Consider the following 18,975-nt stretch of genomic DNA (forward strand, 5'->3'; position numbering starts at 1 on the left):
ATTGTATGCTTAATATTTACAGGACTGATGAGCGTGTTTTAAATAAACTTACTGATTTTCGTGACGGCGTATGGGTCCAGATGGTTGACCCGACGAGTAACGAATTGTCAAGAGTAGCAGAGCAATATGAAATAGAACTTGATGATCTTGCGACTGCAATGGATGATGAAGAAAGTTCACGTATCAGTCTTGAAGATGGTTACACTTTGATTCTTGTTGATATTCCTTCTCCGGAAGTAAGACATGAGAAAAAGATGTATACAACAATCCCGCTTGGCATAATCCTGAAGCAGAATGCGATTATAACAGTATGTCGTGAGAATACGCCTGTTGTTGACTATTTTATATTAAATAAAATGAAGGATTTCAGCACAAAGAAGAAGATGCGTTTCATATATCAGATTCTACTGCGTTCTGCGACCATGTATCAGGCATATCTTAGAGGAATAGACAAGAAAAGAATCGAGATAGAAGAGCGTGCCGGTGAAAATACAAAAGACGGCGATATAATAGAACTTCACGAACTTGAATCAACTCTTGTATACTTTGCAACATCATTACGGTCTAACAGCATAGTCCTTGAAAGATTGAGAAGATATAAAAGAATAGAGCAATATCCTGAAGATATGGAGCTTCTTGAAGATGCAATGGTCGAATTCCAGCAGGCTATCGAGATGACAACTATTTACAGGGATATTATTGACGGTACAAGAGAACTTCTTGCATCGGTTATGGATAACAGACTGAATACAGTAATGAAATATCTTACATCTATAACACTTGTAACAACAATTCCCACAATTATATCGGGAATATATGGCATGAATCTTGATGAGAGATGGGTTCCGTTTGCGAAAGTGCCATTCGGATTTGAGATAGTATGTGGCATAATTGTAATTATATGTGTTATAACACTTTGGATACTTCACAAAAAGAAGATGTTATAGATTGTGAAATGTATGTTATGATATATTTGTAAAAGATATTATTATTTTGGAGGCGTAAAGTGAAATCAATACTTGTTATAGGTGTTGGAAGATTTGGGCATCACCTTGTGAACAGACTTATAGAGTTAGATAATAAAGTTATGGTTGTAGATAAGGAAGAGGACAGCATAAGAGACATGTTTCCGCTTGTTACGACAGCGAGAGTCGGTGATTGTACCAATCCTGATGTTTTAAAGTCAGTAGGTCTTGCAAATTTTGACCTTGTTATAGTTTGCATTGCACAGGATTTCCAGAGCAGCCTTGAAGTGACAAGCCTTGTAAAGGAGATGGGTGCAAAATATGTCATAAGCATGGCATGTCGCGATATTCAGGCAAAGTTTTTATTAAAAAACGGTGCAGATGAGGTTATCTATCCTGACAGGGATGTTGCTGTTAATCTTGCGGAGCGTTGTACGGCACATAATGTATATGACTACATATCGATTTCAGATGAGTATTCAATATATGAAATTCCCATAGTTCCGTCATGGGTTGGAAAAAGCCTCAAAGAGATAGATGTGCGTGCTGTATATAATGTAAATGTTATTGCGATTATACAGAGTGACGGCAATGTCATGGTCATGCCTAAGGTTGACTATGCCTTACAGGAAGCAGACCATGTAAAGATAATAGGAAGCAAAGAAGATGTTGCGAAGCTTCTTAAAGAAATTCCGGAAAAAGAATGATTTTAATGTTAATCAAGAAAAAAATAAGCAGGTATTTAAGTTTGCCGGGAAACAATTCCATAAGACTTAAATACCTGCTTTGCTTTATTTGTAAATTTCCTGCCAGCGTGAAACCATCTCCATTGCATCTGATTCATCAGATACCTTTGTAACAATAACCCCATCAAGATAAATTTCGTATACTGGAAACTTCTTTGCCGTGTTTCCGTGTGATACCTCTACTTTGCTCATTTTCACGCGTTCCATGTAAAAACCTCCTCATAATAATGATAAATTCACGCTCTGGTCAAATCATAAATAGTGTAAGACCAACAACATGTTGTATTATAACATAAGGCAGTTAAAAAACAAATACAATATAGTGTATTGGTACCAAAGCTCCAGATTGCAAAAGTTAATATATTAATGTGTGAATATACCCAAAAAATTATGTCATATTTTGTAGAATTTGTTTAAATTGTATAAATAAACTTGCAAAGACAGGACTAAAATCATATAATAAAAACTGTAATTGTGCGGGATGACGGCAGCACACCGTCGAAATTTTACAATCAGGAAGGGAATATTGTCATGGCTGATAATCAAAGTGGAGATTTTGACATTAGTGTCGAAAATCATGAGGGCAGCAGGCTTGAAAGGAGACTGGCATCATTTGATGATAAATATAATATTTTTGTCTCTAACAAAAGATTTACAAGTTATCTTGGGAGTGAAGCACTGAGAAGCTTTAAGATTACGGATTATATTCATCCGGATGATGTTGAATCATTTAAGAAGTTTGTTGAAGATAAGTCTTTTACGGGGGGTGAAGAAGTTTTCCGCCTGAAAAAGAAAAATAATGAGTGGCGTTACAATATTATGAGAATCCATACAGAAAAAGGTATGATTGAGAACAGACGCAATATAGGTGTTGAGATAATTGATATAGATGAATCTGTTGGTGATTATGAAACCGCAATGGACAGCCTTTCAAGAGTAAGGCTTCTTATGAGTCTCACTGATGAATTTGCATTTATATATGACAAAGAGACTAATATGTTTAAGATGTTCAAGTATGACAGATTTAACAGGATTATTCTTTATGATATGGATATAGACCAGTGGAAGAGAGAAATGCTTTCAAAGAGTTATGTAAAATATGATGAGAAAGCTATGCTCGATACACTTGTGCTTAATATGAAAACATATGCTGACAGTTTTTCGATAAAGATGAATTGTGCAATAAGAACGCAGAGTGATATATTTGAAGCTGTCAGATTCATTGGAACTGTACATAATGAGAGCAGCGGCAATAAAATTATAGTCGGAAGAGTTGTATCAGATGAGTCGGTCGGACATGCCAGCACTGCTATGGAGATAATGAACGAACTCCAGTACGATTCACTTACAGGTGTATATAATAAAAAGACAATCACAGAGTATGCAAAGAAGAGGATAGCTGAAGAAAAAGAGAAGAGGATTGTAATAGCAATTCTTGATGTTGACAACTTTAAATCGGTCAATGATACATTTGGACATCTTTATGGTGATAAAGTGCTTGCAAGAGTTGGCGGAAGATTAAAGGAGATTGTCGGCGAGGATGGTGTGATAGGCAGAATCGGCGGCGATGAATTTATGATTGTATTTAATGGACTTGATGATGACCAGGTGCTCCGCGGAATGCTCAGAGCAATAAGAACGCAGATTAAGTGGGAATTTGCAGAAGATTTTGAGAATCTTTCCATTACATGTTCCATCGGTGCGTCTATATTCCCTGTCAACGGTAGAGACTATGAAAGTTTATTCAAAAAAGCTGACTGCTGTCTTTATATAGCAAAAGAAAAGGGTAGAGACAGATATGTATTTTTTAGGGATGAGATGCACAGAGCGTCATATGAGGCTATGCTTAACAAGAGCCAGCTTAATGCAATGAATAATCCAAGAGAGATAAGAGAATTAAAAAATATCGCTTCGTTTATGGAAAGTGCAGTGACTGACAGCCGTAAAGCAGTCCTTGATGCCATGAGACATATGAAAGATACATTCGGAATAGATAATATTAATATTTACTATGGTGAAGGAATGAAAAAGGTATATTCATTTGGTTCGGATATTCCGGAAGCACAAGATGCAATGTATGTATTTTCAGAAGAATTTCAGGAACTTATGGGCGAGAATGAAAGATTCCTGCAGATAGGTTTTGCTGATACATTTTCAGATATAACACCTGATTTTTGCGGACGCATGAAGGCAGAAAGAATTGCATCCACGATACAGTGTTATATCGGAGATAAGAGAAATATAAAGGGGCTTGTTACATTTAATAAATGCAGGGAGGCTTCCCAGTGGGCTAATTATGAGATTGACTGTGCGAGAATATTTGCAGCTGTATTAAGCTCTATGGCATTAAATGATATTGTGACAGATGACTGTGCTATATATTGATAGTATTGTTGACTGTATACCCTATATATTGTATAATTGACCTTGTTCACGAGATAAGATTGAACAAGGTCATTTTGCCGCAATTACAATTATTGCGGCAAAATTTTAGATAGTATAAGATTTAGCTTGATAGTAAGGAATGGGGAAAGTATGAAAATTATTAAAAGAAGCGGAACAGAAGTTACATTTGATATTGATAAGATAATGGCGGCAGTCTCAAAAGCCAATAATGAAGTGGTACACAGCGAAAGATTATCAGATGAACAGATTGAGATGATAAGCAAAAATGTTGAAGACATATGTCAGGAGATGAACCGCTCATTGAGTGTTGAAGAGATTCAGGATCTGGTTGAGAATCAGATAATGAACCTTCGTGCATTTGCAGTAGCGAGAAAGTATATAACATACCGCTATAAGAGAGCACTTGTAAGAAAGTCTAATTCAACAGATGAGCAGATTTTAAGTCTTCTTGAGTGCAATAATGAAGAAGTAAAACAGGAAAATTCAAACAAGAATCCTACAGTCAACAGTGTCCAGCGTGATTATATGGCAGGTGAAGTCAGCAAGGATATAACAAAGAGACTTCTTCTTCCACAGGATATAGTAGATGCACATGAGCAGGGACTTATTCATTTCCATGATGCAGATTATTTTGCACAGCATATGCACAACTGCTGTCTTGTCAACCTTGAAGATATGCTTCAGAATGGAACAGTAATCAGCGAGACAATGCTTGAAAAGCCACATAGTTTTTCTACTGCATGTAATATTGCCACACAGGCAATTGCCCAGATTGCAAGTTCACAGTATGGCGGACAGAGCATAAGCCTTGCACATCTTGCACCATTTGTACAGATAAGCCGTGAAAAGTTTATCAGAAAAGTGCGTGAAGAATTTGAAAAGGCAGGAATCGATTATACAGAAGAAAAAGTACGTGAAGTTGCAGAAATGCGTGTGCGTGATGAGATTAAAAATGGTGTCCAGATGATTCAGTATCAGGTCATAACACTTATGACAACAAACGGACAGGCTCCATTTGTAACTGTATTTATGTATCTTGATGAAGTGCCGGAAGGAAGAACAAGAGATGACCTTGCACTCGTCACGGAAGAAGTGTTAAAACAGCGTATCCAGGGCGTTAAAAATGAAAAAGGTGTATGGATAACACCGGCATTCCCGAAGCTTATATATGTTCTTGAGGAAGACAATATAAGAGAAGGTTCAAAATATTGGGAGCTTACAAAACTCGCAGCACAGTGTACTGCAAAACGTATGGTTCCTGACTATATTTCAGAGAAAATTATGAAGAAGTTAAAAGATGGTAACTGTTATCCATGCATGGGCTGCCGTTCATTCCTTACTGTATACAAAGATGAGAATGATAAGCCTAAATTCTACGGAAGATTCAATCAGGGTGTTGTAACATTGAATCTTGTTGATGTTGCATGTTCGTCAGGAAAAGATGTGGATAAATTCTGGAAAATTCTTGATGAGAGACTTGATTTGTGTAAACGTGCCCTTATGTGCAGACATTACCGCTTAAAGGGTACTCCGTCAGATGTTGCACCGATTCTTTGGCAGAATGGTGCACTTGCACGTCTTAAAAAAGGCGAGACAATTGATAAACTTCTTTATGGTGGATATTCAACAATTTCACTCGGATATGCAGGACTTTGTGAATGTACAAGATACATGAAAGGTGTTTCGCATACACAACCGGGAGGAACAGAATTCGCACTTGAAGTTATGCATTATCTGACAGATACATGCAAAAAGTGGGCTGAAGAGACCAATATTGATTTCAGCCTTTATGGAACACCACTTGAATCAACAACATATAAATTTGCCAAGGCTCTTCAGAAGAGATTTGGTAAGATTCCGGGTGTTACCGACAAGAATTATATCACTAACAGCTATCATGTTCATGTAACAGAAAATATCAGTGCGTTTGATAAATTGAAATTTGAAAGCCAGTTCCAGGAACTTTCACCAGGCGGTGCCATAAGTTATGTTGAAGTACCGGATATGGAAAATAACATTCCTGCTGTAATTTCTGTCATGCAATACATTTATGACAATATCATGTATGCTGAACTTAATACAAAGAGCGACTATTGCCAGGTATGCGGTTATAACGGACAGATACAGATTATAACAGATGATGACGGAAAACTTGTATGGGAATGCCCTAACTGTGGCAACCGTGATCAGGACAAGATGAATGTTGCAAGAAGAACATGCGGCTATATCGGAACACAGTTCTGGAATCAGGGGCGTACCCAGGAAATCAAAGAAAGAGTACTTCATCTGTAAAATAAGTACCAGAAAGCAATTTTTTAGTTGTGAAAAAAAATAAATTGTTATATTATTAACTAAAAATGTGAAAGAAAGGGACATAGATTATGAATTCAGTAAAAAATAAAATTATGATACCGGTTCTTCTGCTTGCGGTTATAGCTGTTGCAACAAGTATTCTTAGTATTATGAATGCAGACAGCATCAGTAAAAAAGGCGATGATATAGCAAATAATTATCTTGTAACCATTGAAAATGTAGGTTATCTGTCAGAGAGTACACAGAAGCTTACAAGATCAGCATACAGCTACATAGTTGCTGAAGGAGATGCAGCAAAAAAGAGTGTTAAAGATAATATAGAAAGTTTAAAGTCAGAGATAGACGGATATATGAAAGATTATGAGCAGACGCTTGATGAAAATGAAGAGACTGCATATTCATCATATAAGAATTATTATTCCCAGTTTCTTACACAGTTTGCGGTACTTGAGAAATATGTAGATACTAATCAGACAGTCAATGCATCCAAGTTGGCCAATAATAATCTTGTTGATGTATGTAACAGTCTTGAATCAGCACTTGATAATATGACCAATAGTGAAGTTGAGGCAGCGGATCATGCAATGAGACAGATGCATGCGTTATCGGCATTTGCAAAGACTACGGGCGGTGTCTGTCTTGTAGTTGCAATTGGTGCACTCATTGTGGCATTCTTGGTAAGTACAAGAAAAGTTGTAAATCCAATAGTAAAAACTAATAAAGAGCTTAAAGAAATAAGCACACTTATCAATGACAATAATGGCGATCTTACTAAGAGAGTTAATGTTAAGTCATCAGATGAAATTGGACAGCTTGCACAGGGAATCAACCAGTTCCTTGATATACTCCAGAATACAATCGGAAAGATTGTAGAAGGTTCTAAGAATCTTGATAATATGATTAATTCTGTAGGTGAGAATGTTACAGTATCTAATGATAATGCACAGGATGTATCATCTGCTATGGAAGAGCTTTCTGCAACAATGCAGGAAATTGCGGCAACAATACAGACAGTGAACGATAATACAGAGTCAGTTGGAAAAAATGTTGTTGATATAGCTGATAAGACGGAACAGATTAACAATTATTCACAGGATATGCGTGAACGTGCGGATTCGCTTGCAAAGTCAGCTGATGAAAATAAACGTACAACTGATGAGATGATTGGTAATATTGTAGGAACACTTAAAAAAGCAATTGAAGACAGCAAGAGTGTTGAGCGGGTAAATGAACTTACAGGCGAAATCCTTAATATTTCAAGCCAGACTAATCTTTTGGCACTTAATGCTTCAATCGAGGCTGCAAGAGCCGGTGAAGCCGGTAAAGGCTTTGCGGTTGTAGCTGATGAGATAAGACAGCTTGCTGATTCAAGCAGGGATACAGCTAATAACATTCAGGCAATAAATGAGCATGTAACAAGTGCTGTATACCAGCTTATTGATAATTCTAATAAAATTATCAAGTACATAGAAGAGACAATACTTGCAGATTACGATTCATTCGTACAAGCAGGTGCACAATATAATGAAGACGCATGTTACATAAGCGAGACAATGCAGGAATTCGCAGAAAAGACAGAAAAACTTAAAGAACTTATGAAAAATACAGTTGAGTCAATTGAAGGAATTTCAAGCGGTGTAGAGCAGAGTGCTAATGCTGTAACGTCGTCAGCAGTAAGTACATCTCAGCTTGTTGAGCAGATGAACAGCATAGATAAAGAGATGTCAGAAAGCAGGAATACAGTCGGTGAATTAAAAGCACAGACAGATGTATTCAAGAATTTTTAGTTAGGTAATCTTTAAAGATTTCCATATAAAACAAAAAATAAAACGGGGAGCTAAAGTTCGACAGCTGAGAGGGAACATGATTCCGACCCGAAAACCTGATACGGATAATGCCGTCGTAGGAAACTTATCATATGGATTTGTATAAATGATTTTTGCGATTATTTAGTACATTTCCTGCAATGTTTTTGTTTACTGCGTTGCGGTATTATGAGTATCTCAAATTTAACAATAAAGGAGATTAAAGTATGAGTTACACAACACAGATGGACGCAGCACGTCAGGGCATTGTAACAGAAGAAATGAAAGTAGTTGCCGAAAAAGAAAATATTGACGTTAAGGAGCTTATGTCACTTATGGCTAAAGGTCAGGTTATAATTCCTGCAAACAAGAATCATAAGTGCTTAAGCCCTAACGGTATAGGTTCAAAGCTCCGTACAAAAATCAATGTAAATCTTGGAACATCAAGAGATTGCGTTGATTTGAATATGGAGCTTGAAAAAGTTAATAATGCAGTTGCTATGGGAGCGGAAGCAATTATGGATCTCAGCTCATTTGGCGACACACAGAAGTTTAGAAGAAAGCTTACATCTGAATGTCCTGCAATAATAGGAACAGTTCCTATCTATGATGCTGTTGTATATTATCACAAAGCATTAAAGGATATTACAACACAGGAATGGCTTGACATCGTTGAGATGCATGCAAAAGATGGCGTGGACTTTATGACAATCCACTGCGGAATCAATAAGGCTACAGCAAAAAGATTTAAGGATGCAAAACGTCTTACAAATATTGTTTCAAGAGGCGGTTCTATAATATTTGCATGGATGGAAATGACAGGAAATGAAAATCCGTTCTATGAACATTATGACTGGATTCTTGATATCTGCAGAAAGTATGATGTCACAATGAGCTTAGGTGATGCGTGCCGTCCGGGATGTATAGCAGATGCTTCTGACATATCACAGATTGAGGAACTTGTAACACTTGGTGAACTCACAAAGAGAGCATGGGAAAAAGATGTACAGGTAATGGTCGAAGGTCCGGGACATATGCCGCTTAACCAGATTAAGGCAAATATGGAAATCCAGCAGACAATCTGCAAGGGAGCTCCTTTCTATGTATTGGGACCTCTCGTTACAGATGTAGCTCCGGGATATGATCATATAACAGCAGCAATCGGTGGTGCAATTGCTGCAACTTATGGTGCTTCATTCCTCTGCTATGTAACACCTGCAGAACATCTTCGTCTTCCGGACCTTGAAGATGTTAAGGAAGGAATTATTGCTTCAAGAATTGCTGCACATGCGGCTGATATAGCAAAGGGTGTTCCAGGTGCGGATGAATGGGATTACAAGATGAGCCTTGCAAGAAAGAAGCTTGACTGGGAGGCGATGTTTGACGTTGCTATTGACCCTGAGAAGGCAAGAAGATACAGAGAATCAGCGAAGCCGGAAAAGGAAGACACATGTTCAATGTGTGGTAACTTCTGTGCAGTTAAGAATATGAACAGAATCCTTGATGGCGAAATCGTAAGCATCTTTGATGAATGATAAATGAGAAAATAAATATTTTTTAGAGAATTCCTGCTATAGTGGACTTTTCCTATGAACGACTGTAACCGTTGTAATTACAACATTTGTTTGCTATCATGCTGCTGTAGAAAGAATTATGGAGGTATAAGATAATGCAGATTTCAAGCAGATTTACAATGGCAATTCATATGTTTGCATGTATAGATGCATTTTCAGACCAGAAGATGACAAGTGATTTCATGGCGGCAAGTATAGGAACGAATCCTGTTATCATAAGAAAGCTGCTGCAGCAGTTAAAAGCTGCGGGGATTATTGAAGTCTCAAGAGGTACAGGTGGTGTAACAATAACAAGACCGCTTGACGAGATAACATTTCTGGATATATATAAGGCTGTGGAATGTGCACCAGATGAGCAGCTGTTTCATTTTCATGAGAATCCTAACCAGCAATGTCCTGTAGGAAAGAATATTCACCGTGTGCTTGATGACAGGCTGTTACAGGTTCAGAAGGCAATGGAAGATAAGCTTGCACAGATGACGCTGGCAGATATAAAGAATGATGTCACTATGTGTATAGAAAAATAAAATAATCATGTTAAGGGCAGTCAGTGAGAGGCTGTCCTTTTTGAATGAAAATTTTTTGTAAAAATTTTGATGTAACTATTTAATTGCAGTGACTGGGTAGATATACTATTTTCATCTATGGTGTATTTATGCACTGGACGGAAGAAGAAGTGCAGGACTGGCTTTATTTTATCATAGAATGTGTTTCCAATAGATATGCAATTAATACGATTATGAATTCATTTTATGAAGAGGGTGTAATGCCACATAATCTGGAGGCAGAAACAGAAATCTGGTGTGATATATGGGGCTTAATTCAGGGACTTAAGCTGCCTATGCTAAAGGGCAGAAGCAGGGAACAGTATGCTGAGGAAACGGGAAAAGCATTACAGAAATTATACGATTATAAGAAAGAACATGGTATATGTTCAGAAGAATTTATCTATATATTAGCTGAAATGTACATGAAGAACGGAGAGGAAGATATAGCTGACAGATTAATCGCTGAATTAAAACGGAGTTCTGCACATGCTAAAAAAGAGGCAGAAAAACTGGAAAACATCTATAGAACGCCAGCTGTTCAAGATAATGTGGACTGGGGCTGGTCATATCCTGAAGAGATAATTCAGCCGTATGTATGCAAAGAACCTAAAATCGGGAGAAATGATCCTTGTCCATGTGGTTTTGGGAAAAAGTATAAAAAATGCTGTGGTAAATAGTAAATTGGACTTTATTCTTGAGTACGCCTGTATAGTTACAGCAGTTTGGAGCGAATGAAATTTGATAAAAATGTAGTTTTAGGACGAAATGGTTTTGATGAATTCTGTATTTTCCTGCCAGACTGCATATGTGCAGATGTTAAGGAAAAACTTGAGGAATTCACAAAAAAAGATATTTCTGAAAATCTTCCAGGAGCATTTATCATTTACAAAGCAGATAAGAATGATGATGAAATTCTTTTTGCAAACCGCAAATTTATCAGATTTGCAGGCTGTAAGAACATGGATGAACTGCTTGAATATACAAAAAGAAGTTTCCGTAATATCATTAGTGTGGATAAACGGGAAGCTGTTATAGCGGATATATGAAAGAGTAATCTATGCATTGATAACTAATCTAGAAACTTTAAAAGCGGTGCAGAATATCAAAATACAATTGCAAAAAACGGGGCAAAATATCCAAATATAATTGCAGAAAAACGGGGCAAAATATCCAATATACAATTGAAAAAACGGGGCAGATAGTGTATTGTATATTAGGAGGTATGTATTATGTATAGAAGAGATGCAGCATTTATAGCAGATTGGATTAATAATTCTAACAAGGCATTATTAGTCACTGGTGCAAGACAGATAGGTAAAACCTGGCTTATAAGAGAAGAAATTAAAAAGAGTGGCTACATTAAGTTCGAAGTGAATTTTATTGACCAGCCAGATATGATTGAGTATTTGAATGCAGAGATGAGTGCAGAGGATTTTCTGCTAAAATTAAAACTTATTATGCCAGAAAACTGTAAGCCACATAAGACAGTTGTTTTTTTTGATGAAATTCAGAAATGTCCTGAAATAGTAACTAAAATAAAATTCCTTGTAGATGAGGGGAGTTTTAAGTATGCAATGAGCGGCTCATTGTTGGGAATAGAACTTAAAGGAATAGCTTCAGCACCTGTAGGATATTTAACAATTTTAAGAATGTATCCAATGGATTTTGAGGAATTTATGGTAGCAAATAATGTATCTGCCGCTACTCTTGATATGCTAAAAGAAAAATATGAAACAAACAGTCCGGTGGATGAATTTATACATCAGAAGCTTTTATCAATGTTCTTCGTATATCTTATAGTCGGTGGAATGCCAGATGCTGTAAAAACTTACATTGCAACAAAGGATATTCGCGAGGTGGATAAGATACAACGGGATATAACAACGCTTTATAAAGAAGATTTTTCACAATATGAGCAGGAAGATAAAAAGCTAAAACTGAAATCTATATACGATATTATCCCAGCTGAATTAAATAAGCAGAATAAAAGATTCATTTTCACCATGTTAGATAAGGAATTGAAATTTGACAGGTATGAAAACAGTTTTTTGTGGCTGAAAGACGCAGGAGTAGTTTTGCCGGTTTATAATGTTGATGCACCTGTTATTCCGCATATGACAAGTAAAAGCAGTAATGTATTCAGGCTTTTTTCAAGTGATATTGGACTTCTTACCAGTGCATATCCAGCAGAAACCAAGATAGAACTAATCAATAAGAATGCAGAAGTAAATAATGGTGCACATTTTGAAAATGCAGTTGCCCAGCAACTGACAGCTAATGGTTTCGAACCGTATTTCTGCAAAAAGAAGAATATCGGAGAGATGGATTTTGCAATAGAAATGAGTGGTAAAGTAATTCCTATAGAGGTTAAATCAGGGAAAGCATATAAGTCACATAAAGCACTGGATAATTTTATGAATATAACGGATTATCACCTTAATAAAGCATATGTGTTTTCAGTCGAAAATGTCGAAACAGATGGTAATATAACATATCTTCCAATTTATATGTGCTATCTTTTAAAAGAAAAAAAGATTGGAAAGATGATAGTTGAACTGGATACAGACGGGTTATAGGAGGTACAGGTGGTGTAACAATGAATATTACAACAATAAATAAAAGTTCAGGAGACTTATATGACACAGAGTGAGAGAAGAGAATATTTGATTGAATACCTGTTAAAAGAAGAAAGAAAAATATTCAGGCAGAAAATGCCGTCTGACAAAGAGGGGCAGGAGAATCTCCTTCGTTCACTTATGAATGTCAGGATGCCAAAACCGGCAAGTGAGGAATTTCTTAAGGTTCAGGATGAATATCTTAAGGAAAGAAATGCAGAACGCGGCATTACAGATATTGCAGATTTAAAGCCGGTTTCATCGGATGAAAGAATGTACATCTGGCAGGGAGATATCACCACATTAAAATGTGATGCCATAGTAAATGCCTGTAATTCCCAGATGCTCGGCTGTTTTGCCCCGATGCATGCATGTATTGACAACTTTATTCACACTTATGCCGGAGTTGAGCTCCGTCTTAAAATGTATGAAATTATGCAGAAGCAGGGACATGAAGAAGAGACAGGCAAGGCCAAGATTACATCAGCATATAACCTGCCAGCAAAATACATACTTCACACAGTAGGCCCAATAATACAGTGGGAAGTTACCAGAGAAGATGAAGAATTGCTGGCAAGCTGTTACAAGGAATGCCTTAAACTGGCTGACCAAACTGGCGTGACTTCTATAGCGTTCTGCTGCTTATCAACAGGAGTATTCCGTTTTCCACAGCAGGAGGCTGCCAGAATTGCAACCCAGACAGTAAAGAAATATTATGAAGACACTGACAGCCAGATGAAAGTAATATTCAATGTATTCAAGGATGAAGACCTGGAAATATACAGGGAGATATTGGATTAAGGGTATGCAAGAGTCATAGAGAGACATTTTACGGTATTGTGGGCGTACAGAACATTACTTCATTATGAAAATAGCGTCTGTAGCTGGCGATTACCTATAAAATGATGAATTTATAATAATTTATAGGTATATTTTGAATGCTTTTGTATAAAAAGCAGATTCTGAAGAAAATACAACAAGCGGATACAAGTATGAGCAGTCAAGCCAGCAGGTGAATCCAGACGCTGATACCAAAGAATATGATGCATATGCAGATACGAATTATGCTGTGCCTGACGGGTATACAGGTGAGATTGAGGGGAGGCATGGGTGCTAAGTATATTGTACAGAATGCACATTATGACTACAACACACCAGACATGATAGTGGTGAGCCCGACAGTATTAACATCGGCTAAATACGATTCAGAGGAAGGATTGTCATTTGTAAACTGCTGTTATATCAGGTTGGCACAGAAGACCCATACATTGATGGAGTAAGGGAATTCAAGCAGCTATTTGACAAATATAATGTCTAGTACATGTACTACGAAATGCCGGGAGACCATGAGGCTGCTGTCTGACAGCAAGGATTGTATAATTTTGCAAGACGGATTTTCAGGTGAAGAATTTATAAGATAGTAAATTTACAAGGTGATAAATTTACCCGGATGCGACCAAAGCGGTTTCATCCGGGTAAAATGTTTGTATGGGTGCCTCTGCTTTTTCTGATTGATTGGGTGTTGCTTCATACATTATCCACGCTCGTAAGCCATCTGATATATTGCAAGGATGTCATCATAAGCTAAAGGCTTATAGCCTGTAAGAGTACGGGTTTTGTTTCGTGAGCAGTTAAGAGCCAGTTTTGTAAGTGATGCTTCTTCAACGCCGAGGGCTTTAAGACCGATTGGCATGCCTAGTGAAACATAATACTGTTCCTGAAGATTAATTGCTTCTTCAATGGTCTTTTCAGGGTGTTCGTAATCAATATCGAGATTCCATACATTTGCAGAATACTGCAGCCAGCGGCTGATGTTGGCTTTATAGACATATCTTGCCCAGCTGCACCATAGGGCGGCAAGACCGGCACCATGTGCAATCTTTGGATACATACCGGATAATTCATGTTCAAACTGGTGGACAACTAATTGGAATTCTCTGCCACACTGGGTAAGACCATTATGAGCCAGGGATGATGCCCACATCATATTAGCTCTGGCAGTGTAATCATCGGGATTCTTCATGCAGTCAAAAGCAGCTTTTCTTGTGCTTTTAATTACAGCCTCAGCGATTGAGTCTGTGAGGTAAGTGTCTTCGCCAGGGCAGAAATAGCGCTCGATAGTGTGCATTGCAATATCTACGGCACCACAGGCAGTCTGGTAAGGATTTACTGTGTATGTAAGAACAGGATTCTCAATGGCAAAATTCATACGGTTGAAGCTGCTGTTGTAGCCTCGTTTTTCACCAGTTGCTGCATTGGTAATAACACATGAGGAACTCATCTCAGAACCGGCAGCAGCCAGAGTGAGGATGGCACCTTTTGGAAGTGTCCTTGCAGGAGCAGCTTTTCCGAGAGAGAAATCCCACACATCTACATCTGGATTAGCAAGACCATTAGCAATGGCTTTCGATGAGTCCAGTACGGAACCGCCACCGACTGCCAGTACAAAATCAACGCCCTCCCTTTTACCAAGGGCGATACCCTCTCTTACCAGAGACAATTCAGGGTTGGCGACCACGCCGCCAAGCTCTACGAAGCTGATATTTTCTTCTTTCAGGCAATTCTCAACACGTTCAAGCAATCCGCTCTTTCTTGCAGAAGCTCCGCCAAAATGTATCAAAACCTTTGATGGGTGATATTCAGATATAATCTTTCCTATCTTCAATTCTTCATCTTTTCCAAAATAAACCTTTGTTGGTGTATCATAAATAAAATTATTCATAATTAGCTGGTCTCCTTTATTGAAAATATTTGAATATTAAAAAGTTTAGCATTTTGATACAAGGAATTCAATGAGATAAAACTGTAATAATGTAAAATTTAATTATTAATACCAAGGATAATAAAGAAAAACAGAAATAATATCGTGCTAAGGGAAAATTGACATTTGACAATTTAAAAAAAGAAAAATATAATAAACCATGAACGAGTAGCGAACTAGCGTAAATCCAGTTTGCTACCCGTTTTTTTATGCAGAAAAAGGAGGATTATTATGGCGGAAAGTAACAAAATGAAGGATATGCCGGTTAATAAGCTTATGATTCAGATGGGAATACCAATGATATTATCCATGGCTTTGCAGGCGGTTTACAATATTGTGGATAGTGCCTTCGTTGGAAACATGAGACAGCGGAGCGAGGCATACGCACCCGCCGAGATAGCTGGCAAATCCATCTGCATGGATACTGATATCAGCGTGCTGCTTGAGGAAACAAGAAGAGCCAAAGCATTTAATCTTATATAAATTAAATAATTATATTATAAAACTTCTGGGAATTATATAATTTTCGGAAGTTTTCTGTTTCGACAAAAAAACATACAATATGTTGACTAACAAAAATACAGATGATAAACTACTAGATGGTGCATTATGTTTTGTAGTATTGTGTTTTTAAGTACATTTTAAGTGTATGAATACAATGGTAGAAGGATAGATATGATATTTAGTAGAAAAGCTAAGCAGGCAGAGTACATAGTTGATGTGCACTGTCATATTCTTCCGGGAATTGATGATGGTTCAAGAAGCATGGAGGAGACATTGAAGATGCTTCGTATTGCTGCAGATGAGGGAATAACACATGTTATTGCAACACCTCACTACAAGCTTGAACATAATAATGCGACACCCGGACAAGTTGACGAACTTATAGATGCGGTTCAGGCAGAAGCCAGTAAAAATAACATCCCGATAGTTATTTATCAGGGAAATGAAGTTTTATTTTTTAATGAATTTGATGAGTACCTCGAAAATAAGAGCTTTTGCAAAATGAATTATGGAGATTACGTTCTTACAGAATTTCTTCCAACCGACAGATTCAGTTATATCCGCAATGCGGTAGATGATGTGCTGAGTACGGGATGTGTTCCGATAGTTGCACATGTTGAGAGATATGAATGCATGGCTTCCAACATTGAAAATGTAAGAACAATCCGCAATATGGGAGCGGATATACAGATTAATGCTTCGAGTGTTACAGGCGGTGGCGGAAAGAATGTTAAAAAGTTTGTTCACAGCCTGCTAAAAGAGCAGCTCGTTGATTATATAGGAACAGATGCACACAGATGTGAAGGCAGCCGCGTTCCCAATATACGTGAATGCAGCAATATTCTATACAGAAAATATGATGAGAAATATGTTGACTCCATATTATATGGCAATGCAATGGACAGAATTATACAGTAAGCAGCACATTGAAATGCGATTATTTATATATTTAAGAAATGAGGAGAAATACAGAAAATGAATCAGCAGAACAAAGAAAATACTGATGAAATCGAAATTGACTTAGGAGAAATATTCGGTCTGTTACTTCACAGACTCTGGCTCATCCTTTTATGTGGCATTGCATGCGGCATTATAGGATTTATCGTAAGCAGTTTTATCATTACACCAAAGTATGATTCGACAACAAAGATTTACATACTTAACAGGCAGAATAATAATAATCTTACATTAAGTGATACACAGCTTGCTTCACAGCTTACAAAGGACTACACAGAACTCGTAAAGAGCCGTTATGTATTAGAGACAGTTATAAAGCAGTGCGGACTTAATGAATCATATGGAACACTTCTTAGCCGTGTTACAGTTGCCAATACAACAGATACGCGTATTATTTCTATAACAGTGCGTGATGAAAGTCCACAGGCAGCACAGACAATCGCTAATGCTATAAGAACAGTATCTGCAAGCCACATTAAGTCAGTTATGGATATAGAAGCTGTCAATGTTGTTGATGAGGCTAATCTTCCATTATCACCTGCCGCACCATCTATTACAAAGTACACAGTGCTTGCGGCAGCAATCGGTATCGTGCTTAGTGCGATAATTATTGTTATATGCTATCTTCTTGATGATACAATTAAGTCATCAGAAGATATTGAAAAATATCTTGGACTTAGCACACTTGCCCTGATACCTCTTAATACAGGAGAAGAACTTTCTAAGAAAGGTGACAGAAGAGGCAGCGAGAGAAGAAGTGCCAGAACTGAGGAAGAAAGCGGTGTTAACAAAGAAACTGTAAAAGCACCTTCAGGCAGACGTACATCAGGACAGGCATCATCACCGGCAGCAAAGCCAAATAACCAGAGAGTAAATGCTTCTAATTCAAAGAATCAGATAAAGCAGAAAGTTGAACTTAACAATTCTTCAACATCAAGAAAAGTTAAGACATCTGAAGCAGCAAAGAAATATCTTGATGATGGAATAGAACTTATTGATGATTGAGCAAAAGTTGAAAGGGATTAAACAATGCAGGAATTTACAATAAAGCAGACAATACTTGATTATAGAAGCAAAGAAGCATTTAAGACATTAAGAACTAACATAGAATTTTCCGGTGAGGATACAAAGGTAATATTTCTTACCAGTACAACACCTAATGAAGGTAAGAGTACAGTTTCATTTGAACTTGCACAGTCATTTGCACAGAATGGAATGAAAACACTTCTTATAGATGCCGATCTCAGAAAATCAGTTATGAAATCAAGAGGTAAGAAAGGTAAAGTAAAGTATGGACTTACACATTATCTTTCAGGAAAGACAACATTTGAGAATGCACTGTGTGTAAGTGATGTAGATAATTTCTACATGATATTTGCAGGTCCGGTGCCACCAAACCCAAGTGAACTTCTCGGCAATGACAGATTTAAGAATATGATAGAAGCATCAAGAAAGATGTTTGATATAGTAATCGTTGATACACCTCCTATCGGAAGTGTCATTGATGCGGCAGTAGTATCTAAGTTCTGTGACGGAGGTATCCTTGTAATCGGATGTGGCGATATAAGTTACAGATATGCAAGAAAGTCAAAAGAACAGCTTGAACTTGCAGGCTGCAAAATACTAGGCTGTGTACTTAACAAAGTTAATTTTTCAAGCAACAGCTATTATGGCAAATACTATGGCAAGTATTATGGTAAATATTACGGGAAATACTATGGCAATTACAGCAATGAAGACAATTAATCTGATGAACATATAATCCGTAAGGGTTATATGTT

17 protein-coding genes, 1 pseudogene and 1 riboswitch are annotated in these 18,975 nt (G+C 37.3%); of the genes and pseudogenes, 16 read left to right on the forward strand and 2 right to left on the reverse strand.

The features are described from left to right. Positions 1-5: 5 nt before the first annotated feature. Both WMO38_RS03470 and WMO38_RS03475 read left to right on the forward strand, forming a co-directional pair. The gene (locus tag WMO38_RS03470; RefSeq protein ID WP_021866924.1) at positions 6-947 is read left to right on the forward strand and encodes a magnesium transporter CorA family protein; all 942 of its coding nucleotides are present in this window, start codon (positions 6-8) and stop codon (positions 945-947) included. Positions 948-982: 35 nt separating this feature from the next. Beyond that, complete coding sequence (locus WMO38_RS03475; RefSeq protein ID WP_349161507.1) at positions 983-1,672, forward strand: potassium channel family protein; 690 nt, start codon at positions 983-985, stop codon at positions 1,670-1,672. Positions 1,673-1,756: 84 nt separating this feature from the next. On the opposite strand, the gene WMO38_RS03480 is transcribed toward WMO38_RS03475, so the two are convergent. Then, on the reverse strand, positions 1,757-1,918 hold the full coding sequence (locus tag WMO38_RS03480; protein WP_021866926.1) for a hypothetical protein: 162 nt from the start codon (positions 1,916-1,918) through the stop codon (positions 1,757-1,759). 324 nt (positions 1,919-2,242) lie between these two features. Here WMO38_RS03480 and WMO38_RS03485 point away from each other — a divergent pair, with 324 nt between their 5' ends. The 10 genes from WMO38_RS03485 (at position 2,243) to WMO38_RS03530 (ending at position 14,252) form a co-directional block, all read left to right on the forward strand. Then, complete coding sequence (locus WMO38_RS03485) at positions 2,243-4,096, forward strand: GGDEF domain-containing protein (protein ID WP_349161469.1); 1,854 nt, start codon at positions 2,243-2,245, stop codon at positions 4,094-4,096. Positions 4,097-4,246: 150 nt separating this feature from the next. Continuing rightward, a complete protein-coding gene (gene nrdD, locus WMO38_RS03490) occupies positions 4,247-6,409 on the forward strand; it encodes an anaerobic ribonucleoside-triphosphate reductase (RefSeq protein ID WP_021866928.1) in 2,163 nt (720 codons plus the stop codon). 89 nt (positions 6,410-6,498) lie between these two features. After that, on the forward strand, positions 6,499-8,217 hold the full coding sequence (locus WMO38_RS03495; RefSeq protein WP_349161470.1) for a methyl-accepting chemotaxis protein: 1,719 nt from the start codon (positions 6,499-6,501) through the stop codon (positions 8,215-8,217). A 33-nt stretch (positions 8,218-8,250) separates the two neighbouring features. Beyond that, a riboswitch (TPP riboswitch) is annotated at positions 8,251-8,356 on the forward strand. 106 nt (positions 8,357-8,462) lie between these two features. Next, complete coding sequence (gene thiC, locus WMO38_RS03500) at positions 8,463-9,770, forward strand: phosphomethylpyrimidine synthase ThiC (RefSeq protein WP_349161471.1); 1,308 nt, start codon at positions 8,463-8,465, stop codon at positions 9,768-9,770. A gap of 134 nt (positions 9,771-9,904) precedes the next feature. Beyond that, positions 9,905-10,336, forward strand: a complete 432-nt coding sequence (locus tag WMO38_RS03505) for an Rrf2 family transcriptional regulator (RefSeq protein WP_349161473.1) — start codon at positions 9,905-9,907, stop codon at positions 10,334-10,336. Positions 10,337-10,464: 128 nt separating this feature from the next. After that, positions 10,465-11,034 (forward strand): YecA family protein, encoded by a 570-nt coding sequence (locus WMO38_RS03510; protein ID WP_349161474.1) that lies wholly within the window; start codon positions 10,465-10,467, stop codon positions 11,032-11,034. A gap of 54 nt (positions 11,035-11,088) precedes the next feature. Continuing rightward, a complete protein-coding gene (locus WMO38_RS03515) occupies positions 11,089-11,403 on the forward strand; it encodes a PAS domain-containing protein (RefSeq protein WP_349161476.1) in 315 nt (104 codons plus the stop codon). A gap of 183 nt (positions 11,404-11,586) precedes the next feature. Further along, positions 11,587-12,933 carry an ATP-binding protein gene (locus WMO38_RS03520; RefSeq protein ID WP_349161477.1) on the forward strand — a complete coding sequence of 449 codons (1,347 nt, stop codon included), beginning with the start codon at positions 11,587-11,589 and terminating at the stop codon, positions 12,931-12,933. Positions 12,934-12,993: 60 nt separating this feature from the next. After that, positions 12,994-13,773: a protein-ADP-ribose hydrolase gene (locus WMO38_RS03525; RefSeq protein WP_349161478.1), complete on the forward strand. Its 780-nt coding sequence runs from the start codon at positions 12,994-12,996 to the stop codon at positions 13,771-13,773. 305 nt (positions 13,774-14,078) lie between these two features. Then, complete coding sequence (locus WMO38_RS03530) at positions 14,079-14,252, forward strand: hypothetical protein (RefSeq protein WP_349161479.1); 174 nt, start codon at positions 14,079-14,081, stop codon at positions 14,250-14,252. A gap of 254 nt (positions 14,253-14,506) precedes the next feature. On the opposite strand, the gene WMO38_RS03535 is transcribed toward WMO38_RS03530, so the two are convergent. After that, positions 14,507-15,694: an iron-containing alcohol dehydrogenase gene (locus WMO38_RS03535; RefSeq protein WP_349161480.1), complete on the reverse strand. Its 1,188-nt coding sequence runs from the start codon at positions 15,692-15,694 to the stop codon at positions 14,507-14,509. 270 nt (positions 15,695-15,964) lie between these two features. On the opposite strand from WMO38_RS03535, the pseudogene WMO38_RS03540 reads away from it, so the two are divergent. From WMO38_RS03540 to WMO38_RS03555, 4 genes and pseudogenes are all read left to right on the forward strand, one after another. Then, positions 15,965-16,114, forward strand: a pseudogene (locus tag WMO38_RS03540) (MATE family efflux transporter); the annotation flags it as partial. 294 nt (positions 16,115-16,408) lie between these two features. After that, a complete protein-coding gene (locus WMO38_RS03545; RefSeq protein WP_349161481.1) occupies positions 16,409-17,155 on the forward strand; it encodes a CpsB/CapC family capsule biosynthesis tyrosine phosphatase in 747 nt (248 codons plus the stop codon). A 57-nt stretch (positions 17,156-17,212) separates the two neighbouring features. Further along, a complete protein-coding gene (locus WMO38_RS03550; RefSeq protein ID WP_349161482.1) occupies positions 17,213-18,199 on the forward strand; it encodes a YveK family protein in 987 nt (328 codons plus the stop codon). Between the two features lie 24 nt (positions 18,200-18,223). Next, positions 18,224-18,940: a polysaccharide biosynthesis tyrosine autokinase gene (locus WMO38_RS03555; protein ID WP_186835788.1), complete on the forward strand. Its 717-nt coding sequence runs from the start codon at positions 18,224-18,226 to the stop codon at positions 18,938-18,940. Positions 18,941-18,975: the final 35 nt, after the last annotated feature.

Source organism: Lachnospira hominis (ex Hitch et al. 2025) (genome assembly GCF_040096395.1).
In the GTDB taxonomy this organism is placed as follows: domain Bacteria; phylum Bacillota; class Clostridia; order Lachnospirales; family Lachnospiraceae; genus Lachnospira; species Lachnospira hominis.